The sequence below is a fragment of the Kocuria marina genome (genome assembly GCF_000786655.1).
Lineage (GTDB): Bacteria > Actinomycetota > Actinomycetes > Actinomycetales > Micrococcaceae > Kocuria > Kocuria marina_A.
The window spans coordinates 24,986-46,730 of sequence record NZ_JROM01000003.1 but is presented as its reverse complement, the minus strand read 5'-3'; the positions used below and the strand labels follow the sequence as shown (position 1 = coordinate 46,730).

The 21,745-nt window shown below is 70.1% G+C and carries 21 protein-coding genes; 19 read left to right on the top strand and 2 right to left on the bottom strand.

What is annotated here, in order from left to right; translation table 11 throughout:
* Window positions 1–38: 38 nt before the first annotated feature.
* Window positions 39–833: a hypothetical protein gene (locus AS25_RS00345; RefSeq protein ID WP_253270421.1), complete on the bottom strand. Its 795-nt coding sequence runs from the start codon at window positions 831–833 to the stop codon at window positions 39–41.
* A 224-nt stretch (window positions 834–1,057) separates the two neighbouring features.
* Window positions 1,058–1,573 (bottom strand): inorganic diphosphatase, encoded by a 516-nt coding sequence (locus AS25_RS00340; RefSeq protein WP_035959224.1) that lies wholly within the window; start codon window positions 1,571–1,573, stop codon window positions 1,058–1,060.
* A gap of 219 nt (window positions 1,574–1,792) precedes the next feature.
* Between AS25_RS00340 and dacB the strand changes: the two genes are divergently transcribed.
* The 19 genes from dacB to AS25_RS00245 all read left to right on the top strand — a co-directional run bounded on the left by dacB (window position 1,793) and on the right by AS25_RS00245 (window position 21,727).
* Entirely contained in the window at window positions 1,793–3,298 is a 1,506-nt protein-coding gene (gene dacB / locus AS25_RS00335; protein ID WP_156960852.1) for a D-alanyl-D-alanine carboxypeptidase/D-alanyl-D-alanine endopeptidase, read from the top strand.
* Between the two features lie 85 nt (window positions 3,299–3,383).
* Entirely contained in the window at window positions 3,384–4,478 is a 1,095-nt protein-coding gene (locus AS25_RS00330; RefSeq protein WP_035959219.1) for a zinc-dependent metalloprotease, read from the top strand.
* A 53-nt stretch (window positions 4,479–4,531) separates the two neighbouring features.
* On the top strand, window positions 4,532–4,993 hold the full coding sequence (locus AS25_RS00325) for a DNA-binding protein (protein WP_052160576.1): 462 nt from the start codon (window positions 4,532–4,534) through the stop codon (window positions 4,991–4,993).
* Between the two features lie 4 nt (window positions 4,994–4,997).
* Window positions 4,998–6,200, top strand: coding sequence for a tRNA lysidine(34) synthetase TilS (gene tilS / locus AS25_RS00320; protein WP_035959215.1), 1,203 nt, complete (start codon window positions 4,998–5,000; stop codon window positions 6,198–6,200).
* Window positions 6,197–6,748: a hypoxanthine phosphoribosyltransferase gene (gene hpt / locus AS25_RS00315; protein ID WP_035959210.1), complete on the top strand. Its 552-nt coding sequence runs from the start codon at window positions 6,197–6,199 to the stop codon at window positions 6,746–6,748. The genes tilS and hpt overlap by 4 nt, the downstream gene beginning before the upstream one ends.
* A gap of 234 nt (window positions 6,749–6,982) precedes the next feature.
* Window positions 6,983–9,103 (top strand): ATP-dependent zinc metalloprotease FtsH, encoded by a 2,121-nt coding sequence (gene ftsH, locus AS25_RS00310; RefSeq protein ID WP_035959205.1) that lies wholly within the window; start codon window positions 6,983–6,985, stop codon window positions 9,101–9,103.
* Window positions 9,103–9,759, top strand: coding sequence for a GTP cyclohydrolase I FolE (gene folE / locus AS25_RS00305; RefSeq protein ID WP_084117912.1), 657 nt, complete (start codon window positions 9,103–9,105; stop codon window positions 9,757–9,759). Before ftsH ends, folE begins: the two co-directional genes overlap by 1 nt.
* The gene (gene folP, locus AS25_RS00300; protein WP_084117911.1) at window positions 9,756–10,703 is read left to right on the top strand and encodes a dihydropteroate synthase; all 948 of its coding nucleotides are present in this window, start codon (window positions 9,756–9,758) and stop codon (window positions 10,701–10,703) included. The genes folE and folP overlap by 4 nt, the downstream gene beginning before the upstream one ends.
* 7 nt (window positions 10,704–10,710) lie before the next feature.
* Window positions 10,711–11,127 carry a dihydroneopterin aldolase gene (gene folB / locus AS25_RS00295; RefSeq protein WP_035959202.1) on the top strand — a complete coding sequence of 139 codons (417 nt, stop codon included), beginning with the start codon at window positions 10,711–10,713 and terminating at the stop codon, window positions 11,125–11,127.
* Complete coding sequence (gene folK / locus AS25_RS00290) at window positions 11,124–11,648, top strand: 2-amino-4-hydroxy-6-hydroxymethyldihydropteridine diphosphokinase (RefSeq protein ID WP_035959198.1); 525 nt, start codon at window positions 11,124–11,126, stop codon at window positions 11,646–11,648. Before folB ends, folK begins: the two co-directional genes overlap by 4 nt.
* Complete coding sequence (locus tag AS25_RS00285; RefSeq protein WP_035959195.1) at window positions 11,636–12,190, top strand: DUF3180 domain-containing protein; 555 nt, start codon at window positions 11,636–11,638, stop codon at window positions 12,188–12,190. The genes folK and AS25_RS00285 overlap by 13 nt, the downstream gene beginning before the upstream one ends.
* Entirely contained in the window at window positions 12,174–12,689 is a 516-nt protein-coding gene (locus tag AS25_RS00280; protein WP_035959190.1) for a PH domain-containing protein, read from the top strand. Before AS25_RS00285 ends, AS25_RS00280 begins: the two co-directional genes overlap by 17 nt.
* Window positions 12,689–14,551 carry a PH domain-containing protein gene (locus tag AS25_RS00275; RefSeq protein ID WP_052160575.1) on the top strand — a complete coding sequence of 621 codons (1,863 nt, stop codon included), beginning with the start codon at window positions 12,689–12,691 and terminating at the stop codon, window positions 14,549–14,551. The genes AS25_RS00280 and AS25_RS00275 overlap by 1 nt, the downstream gene beginning before the upstream one ends.
* 51 nt (window positions 14,552–14,602) lie before the next feature.
* Entirely contained in the window at window positions 14,603–15,592 is a 990-nt protein-coding gene (locus AS25_RS00270; protein WP_035959186.1) for a Rossmann-like and DUF2520 domain-containing protein, read from the top strand.
* A complete protein-coding gene (gene panC / locus AS25_RS00265) occupies window positions 15,589–16,431 on the top strand; it encodes a pantoate--beta-alanine ligase (protein ID WP_035959181.1) in 843 nt (280 codons plus the stop codon). Before AS25_RS00270 ends, panC begins: the two co-directional genes overlap by 4 nt.
* Window positions 16,432–16,455: 24 nt before the next feature.
* Window positions 16,456–17,988, top strand: a complete 1,533-nt coding sequence (lysS, locus tag AS25_RS00260) for a lysine--tRNA ligase (RefSeq protein ID WP_035959178.1) — start codon at window positions 16,456–16,458, stop codon at window positions 17,986–17,988.
* A 61-nt stretch (window positions 17,989–18,049) separates the two neighbouring features.
* Window positions 18,050–18,325, top strand: a complete 276-nt coding sequence (locus AS25_RS00255; RefSeq protein ID WP_253270420.1) for a hypothetical protein — start codon at window positions 18,050–18,052, stop codon at window positions 18,323–18,325.
* Between the two features lie 224 nt (window positions 18,326–18,549).
* The gene (locus AS25_RS00250; RefSeq protein ID WP_035959173.1) at window positions 18,550–18,891 is read left to right on the top strand and encodes a histone-like nucleoid-structuring protein Lsr2; all 342 of its coding nucleotides are present in this window, start codon (window positions 18,550–18,552) and stop codon (window positions 18,889–18,891) included.
* Between the two features lie 217 nt (window positions 18,892–19,108).
* Window positions 19,109–21,727, top strand: a complete 2,619-nt coding sequence (locus AS25_RS00245) for an ATP-dependent Clp protease ATP-binding subunit (RefSeq protein WP_035959171.1) — start codon at window positions 19,109–19,111, stop codon at window positions 21,725–21,727.
* Window positions 21,728–21,745 lie beyond the last annotated feature (18 nt).

The window sequence follows — 21,745 nt, the reverse complement described above, 5'->3', positions numbered from 1 at the left end:
ACGTCAATGCCCGCTCGCGTGAGCGGGTGGCTGCGGCGTCACCACCACGTGTCCACGGCATAACCCGCGCTCGCGAGGTCCGCTTCCAGGACGGGCAGGCACGGGGACGGCAGCCGCAGTGACCCGGCGACGTCCCGGACGTCGAAGTACCCGGTAAGCCACGTGAAGGCGGGGTGGTCGGTGGCGAGCGCTTCGCAGCGCGCCATGATGTCCGCGACGTCCGCCTCGGGGGCGAAGACCCAGAAGGACTCGAGGTCCGTGAGCTGGAACAGCCCCACGCCGGTGCCTCCGGGCTCCGGGCGGGCGGGATCACCGGGCCGGTCAGAGGGGTCGCGGGGAACCGCGGGCTCCCCGGAACCCCACGCCCGCGCGGGACTGCGTACCCACCCGCCCGACGCCGCGGGGCCGAGTGCCGGAGCCAGGGGATCGAGTTCCCATCGCGGGGCGCGCACGAGCCAGTCCGGTGCGCTGGGCGGGAACAACGGTCCCCCCGGGGGATCGGGCCAGCGGTCCTGCCACGTGGCCCAGCTGCCCTTGTCCACCCGGTCCCAGAAGGCGTCCGCCCCGAGGTCCACGGAGACTTCCGTGACCGTGCTACGCACGTGCATCCAGTGTTCGGGTGCCGGGTCACCGGGATCCTGCTGGGATTCCGAGGTGTAGGGGCGCGGGACGATGTCCGGGTGCAGGGACGGCTCGGGCGCCGGATCGGTTCCGGCCGCCGACAGCAGCGTGCGCACCTGACCCATGAGGTGCTCGGGGCCCAGGACCTGCGTGGACTCGGTGCCGTGGAAGACGTAGACGTGCCCGTGTTCACGTGCGTGCGGATCGAACACGGGTACCACCTTTCCGAAGCGCAGGGGACCGCCGGGTTCTCGCGGCCGCGTCCCGCAGGATAATCCCACCACGGCCCGCCGACAGGCATAAGCGCCCGCGGTTCCGAGGGGCGCGGGATGCGCAGTCACCGGGCGTGACCGTCCCCGAGCCGGTGTGCGCGGGTGAGGTCCCCGTGCTCGGTGCGCGCACCGGCCACGGGGACCCCGGGTGGGGGAGACCGGACTCAGTCGTCCTGCTCGGCCTCCGCTGCGCTGTCGTAGTGGGACTGCTCGAAGCGCTGCTGGGCCTCCACGATGAGCCGCTCCGCGGCCTCCTTGCCGTCCCAGCCCTCGCCCTTGACCCACTTGTTGGGCTCCAGGTCCTTGTAGCGCTCGAAGAAGTGCTGGATCTCCTTCTGCTTGAACTCGTTGACGTCCTCGAGACCCTGGATCTCGTCGTAGCGCTTGTCCGTGGACACGCACAGGATCTTGGCGTCCCCGCCGGCCTCGTCCGTCATGTTGAACACGGCGATGGGCCGGGCCTCCACGATCACACCGGGAACCACGTCCACGTCCAGGATGACCATGGCGTCCAGCGGGTCGCCGTCCTCGCCCAGGGTGTTCTCGAAGTAGCCGTAGTGCGTGGGGTACTGCATGGAGGTGAAGAGCACGCGGTCCAGGCGGAGCCGACCGGTCTCGTGGTCGATCTCGTACTTCACACGGGAATACCGCGGGATCTCGATGGTGACGTCCAGCTCCATGGTCAAACTCCTCGGGTCGTTGTGCTGTGTGCCGGGCGGTTCGCGCACCCGGGCACCGCGCGGGACAGCGCCGAGCCGCCGCGCGTTCGATCGGATGCTCCCACGATACCGGCCGCGGCCGCGCCGTAGGGCAGCGCCCGCTCGCAGCGGTCCGGTGTTCGGCGTACGACGGCGCTCGGTGCGTTGTCCGTGTCGGGCGGGTACGGGAGAATGAGGGCCATGCCCGCACCCCCACCGAGCACCGCCGCGCGTCGCCGATTCTGGCCCCTCGCGTGTGCACTGCTCGCGCTCTCGGTGCTCGTCGCGGCAACGTTCGCGGTGCCCGCGGTCGTCGCGGAGCTACGACCGGCGTGGCAGCACGCGCAGGACGGCCCGGGCGCCGGGGCGCCGGGCGCGTCGTCGGCGGAGGACGCCTCGGAAAGAGAGGCGCACGGCGCGGACGACGCCGCGGCGTCGCCCGATCCCGCTGCGGCCGGTCTGGCGGCAGCGTCCGGGACGGTGGATGCCGCGGGCGTGACGGAGGCCCTGGACGCGGGTCTGACCGGGGCCCCGGGAACCGTGGCAGCCGCCGTGGCGGTGGCGGGGGAGGACACCGTGGTCGCGGGGCGGTCGCAGGAGCGGCCCATGGTGCCGGCGTCGAACCAGAAGGTGCTGACCGCCCTGGCGCTGGCCGCGACCGTGGACCCGTACGAACGGTTGGAGACCACCGCGGTCCGGGGGGATCAGCCGCGGGAACTCGTCCTCGTGGCCGGTGGTGACACCCTGCTCGCTCCGGGCGAGGGGCGGGCGGATGCGGTCAACGGTCATGCGGGACTGGGGACGCTCGCGGAACGCACCGCGCAGGCACTGCGACAGGACGATCCCGACGCCGCGGCCTCCGGGCAGTGGACCGTGGAACTGGACACGGACCTGTTCGCCGGACCGGAGCTGAACCCCGCGTGGGAGGGGGAGGACATCGCCGCCGGGGAGATCACCCGTGTGGCGCCCGTGGCCCTGTATTCCCACCGGGTGCCCACCGCGGACGGCGCGGACCCGGGCTCCCGGGGCGAACGGCCCGAGGACCCCGCGGCCGCTGTCGCGAGGGAATTCGCGCGCCAGCTCGAACAGCGCCTGGGTTCCGGGGCGAGCGTCACCGTGGGAGGCACCGCGAGCGCCCCGGAGGACGCCGTGGAGCTCGCGCGCGTGGAATCCGCGCCGGTGTCCGAACAGAGCGCCTACATGCTCGCGCACTCGGACAACTCCCTCGCCGAGACCCTCGCGCGGGTCGCCGCGGTGGCCTCCGGACGCGAGGGCAGCGTGACGGGTGTGCAGGAGCTGATCCCCGCCGCCCTGGCCGAGCACGGGATCGACACCGGGGGCCTGCGGGCCGTGGACGCGAGCGGGATGGCGCAGCAGGACAGGGTCAGCGCCACCACGCTCGCCCGCGCGGTGGACACCCTGGTCACGGATCCCCGCTACGGTCCGTACGGCCGGGGGCTGCCCGTGGCGGGGGCGGAGGGAACGCTCTCGGAGCGCTTCGACGACCCGGCGGAGGCCGCGGCGCGCGGTGTCACCCGGGCCAAGACCGGGACCCTGCTGGACGTGGTGGCGCTGTCCGGGTACGTGCAACGCGCGGACGGCAGCGTGCTCGTGTACTCCCTGGTGCTCAACGGGGTCAGCGGAGGCACCACCCGGGCCAAGGACACCGTGGACCGCACGGTGGCCGCGCTCGCGGGATCTGGGTGAGCCGGCCGCGCGGAACGCGCCGTGCCCCGGGAGTTTCCAGCCTTCGCCCATTCGCGTGACCGCCCGGGTGTGATTGAGTGAGCGCATGAGCCAAGAACTGACACGTCGTTCGCTCGTGGACTGGGACGCAGCCGCCCAGATCGCCGCCAAACTGACCCCGCCGGGCCCCACGCCCGGGCCGCGTGAGATGTCCCGCGCCGTGGAGTCCCTGCGCTACTTCGCGCACGAATCGGTGCACCACGTCCACGCGATCACGCGTCTGGACGCCGCGGAGAACCTGCGGGACTCCACCGTGCTCGTGGTGGACCGCGCGGGCTGGGCCAAGGCCAACACGCAGACGTTCTCCGTGCTCGTCCAGCCCGTCTTCGACCGGTTGCGCGCCAAGGACCCGGCCAAGTTCGACGCCGCCCTGCGGGGCGTGGCACCCACGGCGACCGCCGCGGAGATGGGGGCCCTGGTGGGCTTTCTCTCCGCCAAGGTCCTGGGGCAGTACGACCCCTACGCCGGGCTCGTCTCCGAACAGGCGGCCCGTTCCCACCCCGGGGGCCGGCTCATGTTCGTGGCACCCAACGTGTTGTGGACCGAGCACGAACTCAACGTGGCCCCCGAGGACTTCCGGTTGTGGGTGTGCCTGCACGAACAGACCCACCGCGTGCAGTTCGCGGCGGCGCCGTGGCTGCGTGATCACATGCTCGAGCAGATCTCCCGCCTGGGTTCGCTGGACGCCTCCGCGTGGGATCGCGTGCGCGCCGCCGCGGCGTCGATCACGGGCCGCTCCGCCGGCCGCCCGGACGCGGGCCTGGGCCCCATGACCCATCTGCTCACGGACGCCGAACGTGACACGGTCTCCCACGTGACGGCGGTGATGTCCCTGCTCGAGGGCCACGCCAACGCCGTCATGGACGCCGTGGACTCGTCCATCGTGCCCTCCGTGAAGACCATCCGCCGCCGCTTCGACGACCGCTCCGCGACCCACGGCGCCCTGGACCGGTTCATCCGTTCCCTGCTGGGCATGGACGCCAAGATGCGCCAGTACAGCAACGGTCAGAGGTTCGTGGAGTACATCGTGGAGCGTGCGGGCATGGACCGCTTCAACACGGTGTGGACCTCACCCGAGACCTTGCCCACCGAGACGGAGATCCACGACCCGCAGGCCTGGATGGATCGCGTCCTGGGCTGAGTCCGGCACGTGCTCTCGGGTTTTCCCCCGGTTGTCTGTGCCAAGATGACCGTGTGAGCTCTGAAAACATCAATCAACAGATCCGGCTGTACGGTCAGCCGCTGTCAGAGCGTTTTGGCGCCGTGGTGGGGGCCTACGGTATTACGCAGCGCAGGCTGGCCCAGGTCCTGGGCCTGTCCGCGCCCATGCTCTCCCAACTCATCAGCGGCAGACGCATCAAGATCGGTAACCCGGCGGTCTACGAACGCCTGGTCATGCTCGAGGACAGCGCAGGGTCCTCGGACCAGGAGGCCGTCCTGAACAGGGTGGAGGCATCCCAACCGGTGCTGTCCACGTCACAGATCCGCACGGGGATCACCACGGACACGGATGCCGTGTCCGCGCTCGCCTCGGTGGTTCCGGTGGGGGAACTGGAACGCGCCCTGGTCATGCTCGGTGACACCACTCCTGTGCTGAGCAAGGTCCTGGGGATGGCCGAGGAAACGGCGCAGCGCGCCAAGTCCGCCCAGGACTGACGGGGTGCAGCACGGACGGGCCGGTCGCCTCAACCCCGTGGTCGCCCGCGCCCGGCGCGCGGTGGCCCGCGCCGTCGACCACCTACCCCGTGAGACGTCGGCTGGGGGAGCGGACGCACGTGATCCGATGCGTCCGGACCCCTCGACGACCCCGCGGGAAACGACTACCGAGCACGCGGGGGCGGGCACTGATCCCCGCCCGCCCCTCGTGCTCGTGGCATGCAGCGGTGGCGCCGATTCCCTCGCGCTCGCCGCGGCCGCCGCGCACCTCGCGCGGCGCGGCCGCGTGCGGGTGGGCGCCGTCGTGGTGGACCACGGACTCCAGGAGGGCTCGGCCGAGGCTGCCCGTGACGCGGCGCGCACCGTGCGGGAGCTCGGGCTCGAGCCCGTCGCGGTCGAGCGGGTCACGGTGGTGCGCGAGCACCACGGCCCCGAGATGGCCGCGCGCCTCGCCCGCTACGGCGCCCTCAACGACGTCGCGCGCCGCACCGGTGCTGCCGCCGTCCTGCTCGGTCATACGCGGGACGACCAGGCGGAGACCGTGCTGCTGGGCCTCGCTCGGGGCTCGGGAACGCGCTCGCTGTCCGGGATGCCCGAGCGGCATCATGTCGACGACGTGCTGTACCTGCGTCCGTTCCTCAACGTCACGCGCGCTGAGACCGAGACGATGTGCGCGGCCGAGGGGCTGTCGCCGTGGCACGACCCCACCAATGCGGACACCGCGCTGACCCGCGGGCGTGTGCGCCACGAGGTGCTGCCCTATCTCGAGTCCCAGCTGGGCCCGGGGGTGGGCAGGGCGCTGGCCCGCACGGCATCGGTGCTCGGCGCGGACGCTGACTACCTGGACGAACAGGCGTCCCTGGCGTTCGACGCCGCCCTGGTGCCCGCGGCCTCGTCCGGCTCGTCGGTCGTGCTGGACGGTGCCGCCGTCCAGGGGACCCCGGCGGCACTGCGTCGACGCATGCTCGCGAAGGCATGCGTCCTCGCGGGCGGGGAGACGCCCACGTTCGAACGGTTGAGTGCGCTCGAGCAGTTCGCGCTCGGGTACGGGGCGGCCGGGCCGGTGCAGATGGCGGGTAAGGTGGCAGCGTGGCGGCACCGCTCGGACGCGACCCATGCGCGAGGGTGCCTCGAGCTGCGCGGTGAGCGCGGACCTCGCCCGCAGGAGACAAGTCCACCCACGAACGACCCCGGGAGTGCACAGTGAAGGCCGAACACGTCCACGACGACCTGAGCAACGTCCTGTTCACCAAGGAACAGATCGCGCAGAAGGTCCGTGAACTCGCCCAGCAGATCGACCGCGACTACGAGGGGCGGGACGTGCTGCTCGTGGGGGTGCTCAAGGGTGCGGTGATGGTCATGGCGGACCTCATGCGCGAGCTCGAGGGGCAGTACCCCATGGACTGGATGGCGGTGTCCTCCTACGGTTCGGGCACCAAGTCCTCCGGTGTGGTGCGCATCCTCAAGGACCTGGACACGGACCTGCACGGCAAGGACGTGCTGATCGTGGAGGACGTCATCGACTCGGGCCTCACGCTGTCCTGGCTGCGCACCAACCTGGAGTCGCGCGGACCCGCCTCGGTGGAGATCTGCACGCTGCTGCGCAAGCCCGACGCCGCCAAGACGGACATCGACGTGCGTTACGTGGGCTGGGACATCCCCAACGAGTTCGTGGTGGGTTACGGCCTGGACTTCGCCGAGCAGTACCGCAACCTGGACTGCATCGCCACGCTCGCACCGCACGTCTACGAGTGAGTCGCGCACGGACCCGCACGCACAGCCAATGTCGGGCAGAGGCGTGTACCGTGGCCCAATCGTGTGCGCTGTGAAAGAACGGACCGCACGCACGGCGTCGCAGCGCCATTCGAAGCGATAGATTGTGCCATACACGTCACGGCCACCGTTCCCCACCCCTCCACCCCATGGAGACAGGTGCACATGTGAGCGGGCCGTGACGAAACGTGTCACGTCCACGGGAGGATCAACGGCTTGGCCACGGCAAAAAAACCCACGAGTTTCTTCAAGGGTCCACTCTTCTGGATCCTGCTGGCCATTGTGGTCCTGGTGCCCGTGGGCGCCAGCGTGTTCAGCCCCACCTCGTCCCGCGTGGACACCAACGTGGGTCTGGAACTGCTCAGGGACCACAAGGTCAACGAGGCCAAGATCTACGACGGCGAGCAGAAGGTGAAGCTCTCCCTCAAGGACGATCTGAACCGGGACGGCCAGAACCTCGGTAAGGACGTGGAGTTCTTCTACGTCCAGCCCCGCGCGGAAGAAGTCGTGCGGACCATGAACGACGCCCAGCTGAGCGGCTTCACGGATCAACCCGTGGAGAACAACTGGTTCCTGTCGCTCGTACGCTTCCTGCTCCCGTTCCTGATCATCCTGGGTATCTTCTGGTTCATCTTCGCCCGCATGCAGACCGGCGGGCAGGCCATGAAGTTCGGCCGGTCCAAGGCCAAGATGTTCAACAAGGAGAACTCCGAGGTGACGTTCGCGGACGTGGCCGGCGCGGACGAGGCCGTCCAGGAGCTCGACGAGATCAAGCAGTTCCTGGTGGAGCACGACCGCTTCACCGCCGTGGGCGCCAAGGTCCCCAAGGGTGTGCTGCTCTACGGCCCTCCGGGTACCGGTAAGACCCTGCTGGCCAAGGCCGTGGCGGGTGAGGCCGGCGTCCCGTTCTACTCGATCTCCGGTTCCGACTTCGTGGAGATGTTCGTGGGCGTGGGTGCGTCCCGTGTGCGCGACCTGTTCCAGCAGGCCAAGGAGAACTCCCCGGCCATCGTGTTCGTGGACGAGATCGACGCCGTGGGCCGCCAGCGCGGTGCCGGTATGGGCGGCGGCAACGACGAACGCGAGCAGACCCTCAACCAGTTGCTCGTGGAGATGGACGGCTTCGACGCCAACACCAACGTGATCCTGATCGCCGCGACCAACCGCCCGGACGTCCTGGACCCCGCGCTGTTGCGCCCGGGCCGCTTCGACCGCCAGATCGGCGTGGACGCCCCGGACATGAAGGGCCGCGAGCAGATCCTGCGCGTGCACTCCCAGAACAAGCCGCTCGCGAACAACGTGGACCTGGCCTCCGTGGCCAAGCGCACGCCCGGGTTCACGGGTGCGGAACTCGCGAACGTGATGAACGAGGCCGCGTTGCTGACCGCCCGCTCCCACGCGCAGCTGATCGACGACCGCGCGGTGGACGAGGCGATCGACCGCGTGATCGCCGGCCCGCAGAAGCGTTCCCGCGTGATGAAGGAACTCGAGCGCAAGGTCACCGCGTACCACGAGGGTGGCCACGCGCTCGTCGCCGCGGCACTGCGCAACACGGACCCCGTCACCAAGATCACCATCCTGCCGCGCGGGCGCGCGCTGGGCTACACCATGGTGATGCCCTCGGACGACAAGTACTCGACCACCCGCAACGAGCTGTTGGACCAGATGGCCTACGCTATGGGCGGCCGCGCGGCGGAGGAGATCGTGTTCCACGACCCCTCCACGGGTGCGTCCAACGACATCCAGAAGGCCACGGACACCGCGCGCAAGATGGTCACCCAGTACGGGATGAGCTCGCGGATCGGCTCCGTCAAGATCGGCGGGGACAACTCGGACCCGTTCGTGGGCCGCGAGATGGGCTCCGGCTCCAAGGAGTACTCGGACCACACGCTGGCCGTCGTGGACGACGAGGTGCGGGCGCTGCTCGACCAGGCCCACACCGAGGCGCACCAGATCCTGCTCGAGAACCGTCCCGTTCTGGACCGCCTGGCCCTGGAACTGCTCGAGAAGGAAACCCTCAACGAGGCCCAGATCCAGGAGATCTTCCGGGACGTCACCAAGCGGGACCTGCGCCCGGTGTGGCTCTCCGGGGAGGAGCGCGAGGTCTCCGACATCCCGCCGGTGGTCACATCCGCCGAACGGGAGGAGGCCCGCCGCAAGAACCTCCAGGACCCCAGCACCATGGCACCGCAGGACCAGGCCGTGGCCGCCAAGCCGGAGCACCCGCTCGAGGTGCCCGAGCACCAGGACCCGCAGCCCGGGGCCGACGCCTCCGGCACGGGCCCGGACGGGCCGTCCGGACAGGGACCGGGCGGTGTGCGGCGGGAGAACCGCTGATGCACGGCACACACCGGGACGATCCGCACGAGCCGGTGTCGGGGTCCTACGCGGACTACGCCGATGCCCCCCAGCTCGATCCCGCGATCGACCAACCCCGGATCGCGGCCGCGGTGCGCGAGATCCTGTTGGCCGTGGGGGAGGACCCGGACCGCGGTGGTCTGCGGGACACCCCGGCCCGGGTGGCACGCGCGTACGCCGAGGTCTTCGCGGGTCTGCACCAGGACCCCGTGGACCTGCTGGCCACGTCCTTCGACATCGGCCACTCCGAGATGGTGCTCGTGCGGGACATCCCGTTCTACTCCACGTGTGAGCACCACCTGGTGCCGTTCCACGGGCTCGCTCACGTGGGGTACATCCCGGGCCCGGAAGGCAAGGTCACGGGCCTGTCCAAGCTCGCGCGGCTCGTGGACCTCTACGCCAAGCGTCCCCAGGTCCAGGAGCGGCTCACCACGCAGGTTGTTGAGGCCCTGAGCGAGCACCTGCACCCGGCCGGGGCGATCGTGGTGATCGAGTGCGAGCACCTGTGCATGTCCATGCGGGGGGTTCGTAAACCCGGTGCCAAGACCGTGACGTCGGCCGTGCGCGGTCAACTGCGTAACCCGGCAACCCGCGCCGAGGCCATGAACCTGATCCAGGCGGGGCGCGCGCAATGAGCGCGCCGCACGACGCCGCGAGCCCGCCCGACGGCGCTCTGGACCACGACGCCGTGCCCGCTCGGCACGCGCTCGGCTGGGGTTCGTTCGACGCGCTGCCCACCGGACGCACACTCGTCATGGGGATCCTCAACGTGACCCCCGATTCGTTCAGCGACGGCGGTCGCCACGACACCGAGTCCGCCGCCGTGGCGCACGGGCTGCTGCTCGCCGAACAGGGCGCGGACATCGTGGACGTGGGCGGGGAGTCCACCCGGCCCGACTCCGAGCGGGTGGATCCGCGGGAGGAACAGCGGCGCGTGCTGGCCGTGATCCGCGAACTGAGCGACCGCGGCGTCGTCGTGAGCGTGGACACCCTGCACCCGGACACGGCCGAGGCCGCCCTGGACGCCGGGGCGCACATCATCAACGACGTCTCCGGGACGAACCTGGACCCCCGCATGATCGAGCTGGCCGGGGACCGGGGCGTGCCGTACGTGCTCATGCATTCGCGCGGGACCCCGCAGACCATGACGTCCCTCGCGCACTACGACGACACCGTGACCGAGGTGCTCGCCGAGCTCGAGCAGCTGCGGGAGCGCTGCCTCGCCGCGGGGATCAGCCCGGAGCACCTGATCGTGGACCCGGGACTCGGCTTCGCCAAGGCGGGGGAACAGAACTGGGAACTGCTGCGTGCCCTGCCCCGGCTGGCCGGTCTCGGCAAGGTCCTGATCGCCGCATCCCGTAAACGCTTCGTGGGCGCCCTGCTGGCCACGCAGGACGGACCGCGCCCCGTGGCTGAGCGGGACACGGCCACGGCAGCCATCAGCGCACTGTCCGCGTTCGGGGGGGCCTGGGCCGTGCGCGTTCACGACGTCCCGACCACGGTGGACGCGGTGGCCGCGGCCCACGCGTGGTGCGGCGTCGCCCCGCCCGTACTGCACCCCCGGGATATGGGAAACTGAGCCCGCCATGAACACACCCGCCCCTGACAAGAACCATCGCGATCGGATCACCCTCACCGGCCTGGGCGCGGTGGGCTATCACGGCGTGTTCGAGAAGGAACGCCGCAGCGGTCAGCCGTTCTTCGTGGACCTCGTGCTCTCCGTGGACCTGCGACCGGCCGGGACCACCGACGACCTCACCCGCACCGTGCACTACGGGGAGGTCGCGGAAATGGTGCGGGAGATCATCATCGGGACCCGGTTCCAGCTGATCGAGGCCCTCGCGGAGGAGATCGCGCGGGCGCTCGTGGAGAATTTCCCCGCGGTGGCCGAGCTCGAGGTCACGGTGCACAAACCCAAGGCGCCGATCGACGTGACGTTCTCGGACGTGGCCGTGAGCATCCACCGCCGCCGAGGACACTACGAGGCGGGCGCGGACGGATGACGGCCCGGTGTGTTGTGGCCCTGGGGGCGAACCTGGGGCAGCGGTTGACGGTGCTGCGGCAGGCCGTGCGGGCGCTGGACGCGACACCCGGGATCAGTGTCACGGCGGCCTCACCGGTCGTGGAGACCCGCGCGGTGGGTGGACCGCAGGACTCCCCGGACTACCTCAACGCGGTCGTGGAACTGCGCACCCGGCTCACGCCGTTCGAGGTGCTCGCGGTGTGCCAGCGCATCGAGGCCGAGCACGGTCGCACGCGTGATGTGCGCTGGGGGCCGCGCACCCTGGACCTGGACGTCGTGTGGTTCGAGGGCGCCCACAGCAACGATCCACGCTTGCAGTTGCCGCACCCGCGGGCACACGAACGCGCGTTCGTGCTCGAACCGTGGGCCCTCATGGATCCGCAGGCCCACCTCGACGGCCGTCCCGTCCGCGAGCTGGCCCGTGAGGCCCCGGACTTCGCGGATCTGATCGTGACCGAGCACCGCGTGCGACCGGAGGTGGAGTCCCCGTGCGATACCTGAACGTGTTGTCCCTCGTGGCGGCCGCCGCGGTCGCCGCGGCCGTGGGGTGGAGCCTCAATCACGTGGTGAGCGGGCGGCACCAGAGCCTGCTCATCCTGCCGTGGCTCAGTCTGTTCGCCGAGCTCGCGGCCGCGCTCGTGGTGGGGTACCTGGGGCTGCGGTTGCGCGCCTACCGGGACCCCGAACGCGGGGCCGGGCGACGTGGCGACCCGGCTCGGCGCAAACCGTACGATCCCGTGTGGGCCGTGGGTACGGCAGCGGCGGCGCAGGCGATCGCGTACTACGGTGCCCTGACCGCCGGGTGGCACGCCGGGATCGGCGTGGACCAGCTGACCCTGCTCGGGGTGCGTTCCACGCAGGAACCGTTGTGGCTGTGCGTCGCCCAAGTCGTGGCGGGGATCGTGCTGGCGGTCGTGGGCTGGATCGTGGAGAAATCGTGTCGGCTCCCACCCGATGACCCGGACGCGGAGGAGGAAACCCCCTACGGTGGACGGCGGGACCCGTACGCCCCAGGAGAGGGAGGATATGCCCGCCACCGATGAACTGTCACCCCCGGGACTGACCTGGCAGCGGGTGTCGCCCAAGTACGTCTCCGTGCGCCTGATCAGCTCCGCCATCTCCACCCTCGTGTGGACCGCGATCTTCTCGATCCCCTTGATCCTGGGTCTGCTCGGGACCTGGGGCGACCGCCCGCAGTGGTGGATGTGGGTGCTGTCCGGGGTCGTGCTCGGGCTGGGTCTCGTGAACCTGGCCCTGATCCCGCGCCGGGTCCGGGCCATCGGTTACGCGGAAGCCCCCACCGAACTGTGGCTGCGCAAGGGCCTGTTCTTCCGCAGCGTGACCGTGGTTCCCTACGGGCGGATGCAGTACGTGGACATCAAGACCGGCCCGGTGCTCAACGCGTTCGGGCTGGCCACGCTCACCCTGCACACCGCGTCCGCGGCCACGGACGCCGTGCTGCCCGGGTTGCCCCGCGCGGAGGCGGACCGGTTGCGTGAGCAACTCACGGAGCGCGGGGAAGAGCACATGGTGGGGTTGTGATGAGCCCGGACCCGTCCCACCGCCACGCGCAACCGGGGCCGTCGGCGGACCCGGGCTCCGGCCCGCTCCCCGGGCCCGCCCCGGGCGCTGGCACGGGCTCACGCCCCGGAGCGGACGCCGACGGCGCGTGGCACCGGGTGCACCCCCTCACGCCCTTCGTGCGCAGCTGGCTGCTCGTGGTGGCCCTCGCGTGGGGCTTCGGCAACGTGTTCCTGGACGACCTTGTCACCGCGGTGCTCAACGGGGACCCCATCGAGATGGACGTGGGCGGGGCGGTGCAGCTCGCGGGCGCGGGTCTCGCGATCGCGATCCTGTGCGGTGTGCTCGGTCTGCTCATCGGCCTGGGCCTGCTCTCGTGGTGGTTCATCCGTTACCAGATCACGGACGAACACGTGCGCCTGCGCACCGGGTGGCTGTTCCGCACGCACCGCCAGGCCCGCCTGGACCGGGTCCAGGGCATCGACATCGAGCGCAAGTTCGTCCCCCGGATCCTGGGTCTCGCGTCCTTGAAGTTCGACGTCGCCGACGGCGGGTCCAGCGTCCTCGAACTGTCCTACCTGCGCCGCGACCACGCCCGCCAGCTGCGGCAACAACTGCTCGTGGCCGCGCACCACGCGTTGGACGCGCCGATCCCGCGCACCGCCCCGGACGCCCACGAGGCGCCGGCCCCTCATGACGGCCGGGCGACGGGGGAGACCCCGGCCGGCCGGTACCGGGATCCGCACGTCACCCGCCCCGGGCGCGTGGCGCCGTGGGACCGCTCGGCGGCGAGCGCCGTCGCCCCCGCCGTGGACTCCGGCGCGACCGACCGGGACCCCGAGTACCCGGGGGACCCGGCGCACCCGGCGCACCCGGGGGACCCCGCGGGCGGTACGGGCGAGCGCGGCCGGCGCGACGCCGTGGACGTGCGGGCCGCCCGGAAGTACGGCCTGTTGGGCGAGCAGGACGAGCTGCGGCGCGTGTTCACGGTGCCCACGAGCCGGGTGCTGCTGTGCCTCGTGTGTTCCCCGCCCGCCGTGATCCTGCTGCTCATGGCCGTGGCGGCGGTGATCGCCGCGTTCTGGAACGCCCAGGTGCTGCGGGTCATGATCCCCAGTTTCGTCCCCCTGCTGCTCGGCGTGCTCTCCACGGTGTACTCGCGGCTCGAGAAGAGCTGGGGGTTCACGCTCAGCGTGGTCCCCTCCGGGGTGCGCACCCGATCCGGGTTGTTCAACGAGCGCTCCTCCACGATTCCCACGGGCAGGGTGCAGGCCCTGGAGGTCGGTAAGCCCCTGATGTGGCGCGGTTTCGACGGCCATCACGTCCGGGTGATCACCGCGGGCAAGGGCGGTTCCGAGGGCACCGAAGGGCTCGGTTCCACCGTGCTGCCCGTGGGCACGCTCGAGAACGTGCACGAGATCCTCGACCTCGTGCTGCCGCTCGAGCACGCGCCCACCGAGCTCGTGGACCAGGGACTCACGGGGATCGGCGACTCGGAGGACTTCACCACGAGCCCCCGGAGGGCCCGCTGGCTGGATCCGCTCACGTGGCGCCGCACGGGCTTCGCCCTGAACACGTCCGCGCTCGTGCTGCGGTGGGGCAGACTCGCCCGGCACGCGAGCGTGATCCCGCACCACAAGACGCAGTCCGTGGCAGTGACCCAGGGCCCCGTGGACCGGCGGTTGCGGCTGAGCGGTTTCGCGGTGCACGTGACCCCCGGATCGGTGACCACGTCCGTGCACCACCTGGACACCGCACAGGTCCGCGAGCTGCAGGCACGCCACACGGACCTTGCCCGCGCGGCGCGCGACCGCGTCAACGGTCGGGGCCGCGAACAGCACGCCACTGCGCTGGCTGGCACGCCCGACCCGCGGGGGAGCTGACGTGCGTGCGCTACTCTGTGCGTGCCGTCGTCCCCGTCGAGGAGAATTTCCGTGAGCCAACCCAGTGACCGCCCGGGCCGGTTGGGCGTGGGCGTGATCAGTGCCGGCAAGGTGGGCGCGGTGCTGGGCGCCGCGCTGCGGGCCGCGGGGCACGCCGTCGTGGGTGTGCATGCGTCCTCCGAGCAGAGCCGGGAGCGCGCGGGCGCCCTGTTGCCGGACGTGCCCGTGTTGGACGTCCCCACGATCGTGGAACGCAGTGAACTCGTACTGCTCGCGGTCCCGGACGACCAACTACCAGGTCTGGTGAGCGGGCTCGGTGCCACGGGCGCGTGGCAACCCGGTCAGCTCGTGGTGCACACCGCGGGGCGTTACGGCACGGATGTGCTCGAACCCGTGCGCCGCGCCGGGGGGATTGGCCTGGCCGTGCACCCCGCCATGACTTTCACGGGGCTGAGCCTGGACCTGCACCGGCTCGCGGACTGCAGCTTCGGCGTCACCGCCGCGGCACCCGTCCTGCCCATCGCGCAAGCCCTCGTGGTGGAGATGGGCGCCGAGCCCGTGGTGATCGCGGAAGCGGATCGCCCCCTGTACCACGCGGCGCTCGCCCACGGTTCCAATCACGTGATGACCCTGCTGGGCGAGTCCATGCAGGTGCTCGGGCAGATCGGGGTCAGCCACCCGGAGCGCGTCCTGGGCCCCCTCGCGCGCGCCACGGTGGACAACGCCCTGGCCTCCGGGGAGGACGCCCTGACCGGTCCCGTGGCCCGCGGGGACGTCGCCACGGTGGCCGCCCACGTCGCCGCCCTGCGGGAGCTGTCCCGGGACGGGGTCTCCGCCGCCGACGCCGCCCGCTCACCCGAGCGCGCGGCACCCGACGCCTCCGGGCGGGGAGCGCGCCAGGCGGACGTCGGGGAACAGTTGCTGGCGGGGTACCGCGCACTGGCGCGGCAGACCGCGGCCCGCGCGGCGTCGTCGGGCCGGATCGACGAGACGACCTATCGCGCGGTGCTCGCCGCGCTCGACGGAGAGGAACGCCCGTGACGGGACCCGTGGTGTGCACCACCGTGGCGCAGCTGCGCGAGGAGATCGGGGCGCGCGTGACCCGCGGCGCCCGCACCGTGGGGTTGTTCCCCACCATGGGTGCCCTGCACGAGGGGCACGTGCGGATCGCCCAGTGCACGCGTGCGGAGAACGACCTCGCGGTGGTGTCCGTGTTCGTCAACCCGCTGCAGTTCGGTCCCGGCGAGGACTTCGAGAACTACCCGCGGGACCTGGACGGGGACGTGGCGCGGCTCGCCGAGGTGGGTGTGGACCTGGTCTTCGCGCCGTCTGTCGAGCAGATGTACCCGGACGGGACACCCGTGGTGTCCGTGACGTCCGGGCGGGCGGGATCGATCCTGGAGGGGGCCACGCGCCCCGGGCACTTCGACGGCGCCCTGACCGTGGTCAATAAGCTGTTGACGATCGTGGCCCCGGGCCCCGCCGCCGAACTGCGGGCCTATTTCGGGGAGAAGGACGCGCAGCAACTGCTGCTCATGCAGCGGATGGTGCGTGATTTCGATCACCCCGTGGAGATCCGTGCGGTGCCCATCGTGCGCTCGGAGCAGGGGCTCGCCCTGTCCTCGCGCAACCAGTACCTCTCCGCCGAGCATGCCGGCCACGCCCTCGTGCTGCACCGGACGTTGCGCGCGCTCGCGGCGGGGGAGCTCACGCTCGAGCAGGCGCGCAGCGCCATCGACGCCGAGCCGGAGGTGCGCCTGGACTACCTCGTGACCGTGGACCCGGGAGATCTTTCCCTCGTGGAACCCGGCCCCGGGACCCTCGCGCTCGTGGCGGCGTGGGTGGGCCCCACCCGCCTGATCGACAACATGCGGATCTGAGCGCGGGCGGTATCCTGGTCCATTGTGACCGAGCAGCCCGAATCCACCGTTCCCGCAGACCCCGCCAGCACCGATCCGGAGCTGAGCGCCCACGAGCTCAACGACCAGATGGCCGTGCGCGCCGCCAAGCGCCAGGCCGCGCAGGACGCCGGGATGGCGCCCTATCCCGTGGACGTGCACCGCACCACGACCCTCGCCGCGGTCCGTGAGCAGTTCGGTCAGCTCGAGGCCGGGGAGGAGACCGAGCACGTCGTGACCGTGGCCGGGCGGGTGGTCCACGTGCGCAACACCGGCAAACTGTGCTTCGCGACCCTCCAGGAGGGGGACGGCACCCGGCTGCAGGCCATGCTCTCCAAGGCCAACGTGGGGGACGACTCCCTCGCGCAGTGGAAGGCCCTCGTGGACCTCGGCGACTTCGTGGCCATCACCGGCCGCGTGATCAGCTCGCGGCGCGGGGAGCTGTCCGTGATGGCGGACTCGTGGACCATGGCCTCCAAGGCCCTGCGCCCCCTGCCCACCATGCACAAGCAACTCAACGAGGAGACCCGGGTGCGCCAGCGCTACCTGGACCTGATCGTGCGCCAGGAGGCCCGCGACGTCGTCCTCACGCGCTCCACGATCACGCGCACCGTGCGCCGGGTCATGGAGGAACAGGGGTACGTGGAGATCGAGACCCCCATGCTCCAGCTCGTGCACGGCGGGGCCGCGGCGCGCCCGTTCGGCACGCACCTCAACGCGTTCGACCAGGACATGACGCTGCGCATCGCCACCGAGCTGTATCTCAAGCGCGCGGTCGTGGGCGGTATCGACAGGGTGTTCGAGATCGGCCGGGTCTTCCGTAACGAGGGTGTGGATTCCTCCCACAGCCCGGAATTCACCACGCTCGAGGCATATGAGGCCTATGCCGATCAATTCGTCATGGCGCAGCGGATCCAGGAGATCATCCAGGAATGCGCCCGCGCGCTCGGTGTGGACGGGGTGGACACCGAGGACGGCCGCATTGAATTGTTCGGGGAATGGGCATGGGTTTCCGTGTATCCGGGACTGTCCGAGGCCGTGGGGCGGGAGATCACCCCGGACACGGATGTCACGGAACTGCGGGAGATCGCCGCTCAGCGCGATATTCAGGTGAATCCCGCATGGGACGCACAGAAACTCGTCATGGAACTCTTCGAGGAAATCGTGGAGCCCACCCTGATCCAACCCACGTTCGTGTACGACTATCCGCCGGCCGCACAACCGCTCGCCCGGCCCCACCGCGAGAAGCCGGGGTTGATCGAGGCGTGGGACCTGATCATCGGCGGGATGGAGCGCGGCACCGCGTTCTCCGAGCTCGTGGACCCGGTGGTGCAGCGCGATCGGCTCACGGAGCAGTCCCGGCTCGCCGCGGCGGGGGACGACGAGGCCATGCAGTTGGACGAGGACTTCCTGCGGGCCCTCGAGTACGGCGCGCCGCCCATGGGCGGGCTCGGCCTGGGGCTGGACCGGCTCATCATGCTGTTCACCAACCTGGGCATCCGGGACACCATCCTCTTCCCCCTCATGAAGCCCGAGTGAACCGGCCCGGCGCAGTACCGCGTCCAGCCGCCGTCCAGTCCCGGAGAGGATGATCACCGTCATGGATTACCTGGCCGTCTTCGTACCCTCACTCGGTGTGGGTGTGATCTTCTACCTCGTGATGCGCTGGTTGCTGCGCGGGGACAGGACCGAGCGCAGTGCGCAGGCACAGGCCCGCGACGACGCCGAGCAGTGGTACCGCTCGGTACGCGAACGCGAGGGGGACAAAGCCCCGTTCGGATATCAGGAGGATAAGCCCCGGCAACAACGGGGTCTGGGCTTACGCAACAGCATTCCTATTCGTGAATCCCCGGAAGATCCCAATCGTCCGCAATAGCTCGTGATGACAATTATTCGAATATCTGCCATGATAGGACCGTGAATCCGCGGTCCCTGCATTTCATTCCGGGGACGTTCCCATGGGTGAATCCGAACAGTTTCCACGGGGAATGGAGATCGGAATCACACGGGGACAAATTCCTGTGTTTCACCCCACAGCATGAATTTGCTAGCGCGAATAATTGATCGACGAGCCCGTAGGGCGTTTGGAGGAGCTGGACCATGGCTCAGACCGTGAAAATCATTCTCGAAGACGATATCGACGGCGGCGAGGCCAATGAGACCGTGCGTTTCGGTCTGGACGGCGGCCAGTACGAGATCGACCTGAGCTCGGCCAATGCCACCAAGCTGCGCGACGCCCTGCGTCCCTACGTCGCGGCCGGTCGCCGCGCGTCCGCCAAGAGCGGGCGCAGCCAGAACACCACCACGCGCCCGAACCGCTCGGGCAACCCCGAGACCCCCAAGATCCGCGCGTGGGCCAAAAAGCAGGGCCTGCAGGTCTCGGACCGCGGCCGCATCCACCAGGACATCCAGGACAAGTACTACGCCGCTCACAACGACTGAGTTCGTAGCACACCCCGGCATCACGGCCGGAACACGCCGCAACAGGCGTGTTCCGGCCGTTGTCGTCGGTACCGGGGAGCACGGGACGGGGAGTTGCGAAAGGCCCCCCGGGGGGAATTTTGCTGAGGGCTGGATACCGTGCGCCAGTGGCGAACAGTGCCGGAAACGCCGCGCGGGATGCCTAGCATCGTTGACAGAGATCAATGAAGGAGTATCCATGTTCGAACGCTTCACCGACCGCGCCCGCAGGGTCGTCGTGCTGGCCCAGGAAGAGGCCAGGATGCTCAACCACAACTACATCGGGACCGAGCACCTGCTGCTCGGCCTGATCCACGAGGGTGAGGGCGTCGCCGCCAAAGCCCTCGAGTCCATGGGCATCACCCTGAGCGCCGCCCGCGAGCAGGTCCAGGACATCATCGGCCCGGGCCAGCAAGCGCCCTCGGGTCACATCCCGTTCACGCCCCGCGCCAAGAAGGTGCTCGAGCACTCGCTGCGCGAGGCCCTGCAGTTGGGGCACAACTACATCGGGACCGAGCACATCCTGCTCGGGATCATCCGCGCCGGCGAGGGCGTGGCCTCCCAGGTGCTCGTCAAGCTCGGCGCCGATCCCGGCAAGGTCCGCGCCACGGTGCTGGAACTGATCTCCGGTTACCAGTCCGGCAACGCCGGCGGGGAGAAGGAAGCCGCCGGTGTCGGCACCGGTGGCCGCGCCGAGGGCGCTCCCGCGGGTTCGGCCGTGCTGGACCAGTTCGGTCGCAACCTCACCGCCGCCGCGCGCGAGTCCACGCTGGACCCCGTGATCGGGCGCTACCGCGAGATGGAGCGCGTGATGCAGGTGCTCTCCCGGCGCACCAAGAACAACCCGGTGCTGATCGGTGAACCCGGTGTCGGTAAGACCGCAGTCGTGGAGGGCCTGGCCCAGGCGATCGTGCGCGGGGACGTCCCCGAGACGCTTAAGGACAAGCAGCTCTACACGCTGGACCTGGGATCGCTCGTGGCCGGTTCCCGTTACCGCGGTGACTTCGAGGAACGCCTCAAGAAGGTGCTCAAGGAGATCCGTACGCGCGGGGACATCATCCTGTTCATCGACGAGATCCACACGCTCGTGGGTGCGGGTGCCGCGGAAGGCGCGATCGACGCCGCGTCGATCCTCAAGCCCATGCTGGCGCGCGGTGAGCTGCAGACCATCGGTGCCACCACGCTGGACGAGTACCGCAAGCACATCGAGAAGGACGCCGCCCTCGAACGGCGCTTCCAGCCCATCCAGGTGGACGAGCCCTCCGAGGCCCACGCCGTGGAGATCCTCAAGGGCCTGCGCGACAAATACGAGGCGCACCACCGCGTGTCCATCTCGGACGACGCGCTGGAGGCCGCGGTGCACATGTCCGCGCGCTACGTCTCGGACCGGTTCCTGCCCGACAAGGCCATCGACCTGATCGACGAGGCCGGTGCACGTCTGCGCATCAAGCGCATGACCGCGCCGCCGGAGATCAAGGCCCTGGACGAGAAGATCGCGGACACCAAGCGTGTCAAGGAAGCCGCGATCGAGGGCCAGGACTACGAGAAGGCCGCGTCCCTGCGCGACACCGAGCAGAAGCTCATCGCCGAGCGTGACGAGAAGGACACCGCGTGGCGCGAGGGCGACGACCAGATCTCGGAGGTGACCCCGGAGGTCATCTCGGACGTCCTGTCCGCCTCCACGGGTGTGCCCGTGTACAAGCTCTCCGAGGAGGAGTCCGGGCGGCTGCTGCACATGGAGGACGAGTTGCACAAGCGCGTCATCGGGCAGAACGAGGCCATCAAGGCCCTGTCCCGCTCCATCCGCCGTACCCGAGCTGGTCTGAAGGACCCGCGCCGCCCGGGTGGCTCGTTCATCTTCGCCGGGCCCACCGGTGTGGGTAAGACCGAGCTGGCCAAGGCGCTCGCGGAGTTCCTGTTCGGTGACGAGGACGCCCTGATCACGCTGGACATGTCCGAGTACCAGGAGAAGCACACCGTCTCCCGGCTCTTCGGTGCCCCTCCGGGGTACGTGGGGTACGAGGAGGGCGGCCAGCTGACCGAGAAGGTCCGCCGCAAGCCGTTCTCCGTGGTGCTCTTCGACGAGGTCGAGAAGGCCCACCAGGACCTCTTCAACTCGCTGCTGCAGATCCTCGAGGACGGTCGCCTGACCGACTCGCAGGGTCGCGTGGTGGACTTCAAGAACACCGTGATCATCATGACCACGAACCTCGGTACCCGGGACATCTCCCGCACGGTTCCCGTGGGCTTCCAGGCCAGCGGGGACGCGGCCACGTCCTACGACCGCATGCAGGCCAAGGTGCAGGAGGAGCTCAAGGAGCACTTCCGTCCCGAGTTCCTCAACCGCGTGGACGAGATCATCGTGTTCCCGCAGCTGAGCGAGAGTGAGATCGTGCAGATCGTGGACCTGTTCGTCGCGCGCCTGCAGCGGCGGTTGCGTGAGCAGGACATGTCCATCTCGCTGTCCGACGCCGCCAAGCAGTTGCTCGCCAAGAAGGGCTACGACCCCGCGATGGGTGCCCGGCCGCTGCGCCGGACCATGCAGCGCGAGATCGAGGACCAGCTCTCCGAGCGGATCCTGTTCGGCGAGATCGCCTCGGGTGAGAAGATCTCGGTGGACGTCGAGGGCGACGGCGACGACGCCACCTTCACCTTCTCCTCGACGCCCATGTCCGAGCTCTCCGACGACGAGATCCGGGAGATCGAGAACACCCCGGCGTTCTCGGACGACGCCGACAGCCAGTCCGGCAAAGACGTGCCGCGCTCGCCCCACTCGGGGCCCGACAGCGGCGGGGGAGCGGCCCAGGCGCAGGCCTGAGCCACCCCGCGCGGTGCC

Bases quoted from the DNA above. Each gene is read 5' to 3' on its own strand.
- AS25_RS00275 (WP_052160575.1), top strand. From the start codon at position 12,689: ATGAGCCCGGACCCGTCCCACCGCCACGCGCAACCGGGGCCGTCGGCG.
- AS25_RS00330 (WP_035959219.1), top strand. From the start codon at position 3,384: ATGAGCCAAGAACTGACACGTCGTTCGCTCGTGGACTGGGACGCAGCC.
- AS25_RS00280 (WP_035959190.1), top strand. From the start codon at position 12,174: ATGCCCGCCACCGATGAACTGTCACCCCCGGGACTGACCTGGCAGCGG.
- AS25_RS00250 (WP_035959173.1), top strand. From the start codon at position 18,550: ATGGCTCAGACCGTGAAAATCATTCTCGAAGACGATATCGACGGCGGC.
- AS25_RS00340 (WP_035959224.1), bottom strand. From the start codon at position 1,573: ATGGAGCTGGACGTCACCATCGAGATCCCGCGGTATTCCCGTGTGAAG.
- folE (WP_084117912.1), top strand. From the start codon at position 9,103: ATGCACGGCACACACCGGGACGATCCGCACGAGCCGGTGTCGGGGTCC.
- folK (WP_035959198.1), top strand. From the start codon at position 11,124: ATGACGGCCCGGTGTGTTGTGGCCCTGGGGGCGAACCTGGGGCAGCGG.
- dacB (WP_156960852.1), top strand. From the start codon at position 1,793: ATGCCCGCACCCCCACCGAGCACCGCCGCGCGTCGCCGATTCTGGCCC.
- AS25_RS00245 (WP_035959171.1), top strand. From the start codon at position 19,109: ATGTTCGAACGCTTCACCGACCGCGCCCGCAGGGTCGTCGTGCTGGCC.
- AS25_RS00255 (WP_253270420.1), top strand. From the start codon at position 18,050: ATGGATTACCTGGCCGTCTTCGTACCCTCACTCGGTGTGGGTGTGATC.
- folB (WP_035959202.1), top strand. From the start codon at position 10,711: ATGAACACACCCGCCCCTGACAAGAACCATCGCGATCGGATCACCCTC.
- folP (WP_084117911.1), top strand. From the start codon at position 9,756: ATGAGCGCGCCGCACGACGCCGCGAGCCCGCCCGACGGCGCTCTGGAC.